Origin of the sequence: Sphingobacterium sp. JB170 (genome assembly GCF_900163865.1) — a bacterium.
In the GTDB taxonomy this organism is placed as follows: Bacteria; Bacteroidota; Bacteroidia; order Sphingobacteriales; family Sphingobacteriaceae; genus Sphingobacterium.
Genome location: NZ_FUKU01000001.1, coordinates 1 through 4,058, shown reverse-complemented (window position 1 = coordinate 4,058; position 4,058 = coordinate 1). Strand labels below are relative to the sequence as shown.

1 protein-coding gene is annotated in these 4,058 nt (G+C 44.9%); it reads right to left on the bottom strand.

From position 1 onward, the window contains the following. Positions 1 to 91: 91 nt before the first annotated feature. On the bottom strand, positions 92 to 4,058 hold a 3,967-nt coding region (locus FM107_RS00005; protein ID WP_143559383.1), incomplete at its 5' end, for a helicase-related protein.

Genomic DNA, 4,058 nt, shown 5'->3' with positions numbered 1-4,058 from the left:
GAAAAATAAACCGGACTAAATTCCTTGACAGCTTACGTGACGCTTTGATCAGAAAAATGGATGAAGATGACGAAAGGATGAACTAAGATTCTTACAATATCCCTCTTGGCATATGAACACCTTTTGTACGGACAATGCTTTCTGAAATCTTTGGTGTTTCTTGCTTTTTTCCGGTTTGTTCATCAGGTTCTTCTTTAATCTCACTTTCTTTCATTGATAAATGTATCTTTCGCTCAACGGAAGCCAGTTCTGTTTTGAGTTCGCTCAATCGGCTCTCTTTGCTCCACGTACCGTTCAACACTTCCTGAAGAACAGGTACATCCTTTTGTATCTCGGCAATTTTCTTTTGTTCCTGCTCAATGTAGGCAGGTAGTTTTTCCAAAGCATTGAGGAAGTTCATAGATGCCAGTTTTTCGTCTTTGGCAATGATACCGTTATTGTAGGTATATTTGATATTCCCCTCACCTTGTATCAAAAAACGGTTTACCCGAATATCCACGCCTTCTTTTTGCGACATTTCCGTTTTTACCAAAAGCTGAAAACCGTAAAGGCTCCCTATTTCCTCATAATCCCCACCTGTACGGGATTTGTCCGCAAGTTGATTGAGTTTTGCACCTATTTGTTTTATATCCGCATTGGGCGACAAGCTGTCCAATTTAATAAGGTTGGCAATAGTGCCGTCCGCATGTTTTTGGATACGCCCTTGCAGATTATTCCAATCGAGGCTCATACGGTCAAATCGGGATTGGGCTTTGTTCAATTCTGCCGTATAATCTTCCAATTTATATCTGGCACTTGATTTTGAACGGTTGAACGATTGCCGTTCGCTCTCCAATCCCGCAATTTGTTTTTCTATTTTAGCTTTGTCCAACAGGTCTGTATTACCCATAAGGATAGCCACGTATTCCGAGAAGTTCATTCCCGATTTCTCGTCCATACTGCCCTCATCAATCGTTCGTTTGCCGAGGTTGTTGGATTTTAGTTGGTTAATGAATAGCTGTTTGTTGTACAGCAGGTTGAACTTATAACTATCCAACGATTTTTCTACTGCATATATAATCACATCCACTTTATTGTTGTTAAAATGTTTAGCGATTTCATTGCCTTTTCGGATTGCCCGACCGTCCCTTTGGGCAAGGTCAGACGGTCGCCACGGCGTATCCAAATGATGAACGGCGACGGCTCTTTTCTGTGCGTTCACACCTGTACCGAGCATACTCGTAGAACCGAACAGTACACGGATTGTGCCGTCGTTCATTCCCTTAATCAATGCCTTACGTTGCTTGTCGTTCTTTGCTTCCTGTATAAATCGAATTTCGTGTGCAGGTATGCCGTGATCTTCTACGAGCTTGCGTTTGATTTCAGCATATACATTCCATTCATTAGGCTTGTACGTCCCCAGATCCGAGAACACGAATTGGGTGCCTTTCTGTGCGTTGAATTGGTGGTAATATTTGACGATATTGTTGGCACAGTGTGATGCTTTGTTATCGGGGTGATCGTCGTACATTCCGCTTACCATTCGCATATCCAAAGACATCTTACGGGCATAGTCCGTAGCGATGAGCATTTTTGCTTTTTCCTCCGATTGTGATAACGGAGCCCTGCCGAGTAATTCGCCTTTGCCTGTCTCGGCAAACTTCATCAGCTTTCGGATATACTCTTCCTGGGCCGGAGTTGGAGGTATGTTGTAAAATATCTCGTTCTTTTCGGGGCGGTCAATGCCGATCATAGCCGCCGTACGGTAATCCGTGATTTCGGAATAGAATTGAGCCAGTTCCGGCACTTTGATAAAGTATCGGAAACGCTCTTTTGCCACAATGTTGTTCGCCACGGAAAACTCGTAATCGGTGGTTTTCTTGGCATAAATTGCCGCCCACGCATCAAAGGAGTTGATATCCTGTTTTGCCAATGCCCGTGGTCGCAGGTATTTGAACAGCAGGTATAATTCGGTTAGCGAATTGCTGATGGTCGTCCCGGAAAGAAAGGTCGCACCCATATCCGCTTGGGTACGCTCCTGTATGGTACGGATAGCAAATAGCAGGTTCAGTGCCTTTTGGCTTCCCTGTTGATTGCCCAAGCCCGCAACCCTCGAATGCCTTGTGTTGAACATAAGGTTTTTGAACTGGTGGCTTTCATCAATAAATAAATGGTCAATGCCCATCATCTTAAAATCCACAATATCATCTTTACGGTTTTCGATGTCGTATTGCAGGGTTTTGAGCTTTACTTCGAGGTTTTCCTTTTGTTTTTCCGCTCCTTTGAGCATCCATTGCGTTATTTCATCGCCCTGGCTTCGCATAACATCAAGGTTTTCCTCCACGCTGTCCAGTTCGATTTGCAGGATTTCCTTTTGTATTTCGGGAGATTGGGGTATCATCCCGAATTGGTCGTGTGTGAGTATCACACAATCCCATTCGTTGTTTTTAATATCCCCGAAAATCCGCAGGCGTTTTTCGGGCGTAAAATCATCAATGCCAGGATAAAGGATTTTGGCATGAGGGTAAGCAGTGCGGTAGGCTTCGGCTATTTCGGGAATATTGGCTTTCAGCCCGATAATCATCGGTTTATGAGCCATTCCCAAACGCTTCATTTCCTGTGCTGCGGTACACATGATGAGCGTCTTTCCTGCCCCCACTTCGTGGTCGCAGATAGCACCGTTGTTCAGCTTTATCATCCAGACGGCATCCTTTTGGCTCGAATACAGATCGCCAATGCCTAATCCCTTGCGGTCTAATCCCGGAAATTCCTGATGCGAGCCGTCATAGTCCGGTCGGACAAAACAGTTAAACGTATCGTTGTACTGATCGGTCAGCCTTGTTTTAAACTCATCATTCTGGGCATGAAGCCAATCGGTAAAGGCGGTTCGGATTTCGTCAATCTTGGTGTTCGCCATTTGTACGACTTCCATATCCCGCACCTTCACATCTTTGCCATCTACCTGTACTGTTTTGGAAATATCCGGCGTGGTATTGACAAGGGCGTGTTTGAGCAGGGCAATCCCGTCATACGTCCTGCTATTGGCTTTTACCGCATATTTGTCCCAAATGTGTACGTTCTTCTGTTTGCAGGTTACGGAAAAGTCATCGGCACTATCGGAATAATGGATACGGACTTCTGCATCGAATAAATGCGATGCAAAACGGGCGTAAATGCCTGCGGGTATCCAGCGTTCGCCGAGATTAAAATCGAGTTCCTCAAATTCGATACGTCTTGGTCTTGCTTCTTCCAGAACGGTAAGGCTTTCTTTGGCCTCCGTATCATTGGGATTGTTTTCCAGATAGGCCCTTACTTCATTGGCTTTCTCCACTACATTGCCCGCAATCCAGCGTTCGGCTATTTCATATTCCTTTTGCAGTGGATTGTAGAAAATACGACCGTGTAAGGCTTCTTTCAAAGCATCATTGGTCATAGCGCTGATTTCGGACATATAGTCCAAATCCACGCTTCCGTATTTGTTCAGCGAAGCCGCTAACGCTTCTTCGGGATTGTCCGTTGCTATGGTTAAGGTGGAGAAACTTACAGGACGGCTGAATATATCCGCTTTGTGTACCACGCCACCGATGATACGCTCCAAATAAGGGATTTCCTTACCGGAGCTATCCGTTTTGATGAGCTTGACATTATCGGCACTGTTAAGGGTGCCGTACCTTTTGACAAAGGCATCGTAAAGACGATTAAGGTTTTCCCTTTCTTCCTTGTGTTCGGTCTGAAACTTTGCCTCTTTATTGTAAAGCTCTTGGTAGACATCACGTACAGCAATGTACGCTTCGGCTCTTGCTTTCTGTAAAGGGGGCAAAGCTAAAGGATGGAAAACAGCCGTACCGTCTGATGTATCTACATCTTGTAAATGACCGACCCAACCATTATCCATAATAAGGCAATCGTTACGGTGGAACGATTGCAGTTCGCCACTATAAGGAACAGGTTCGGGAATGGTATCGGGAACGCCTGGCTTATCAGCTTGGCCATTCCCGTTTATTTGTGAAAACAGGTCGCCGAAAGCTTCCTGTTTTTTGCCATTTACTGGTGGTGTACCGTTAGATTTTGGCGGTATA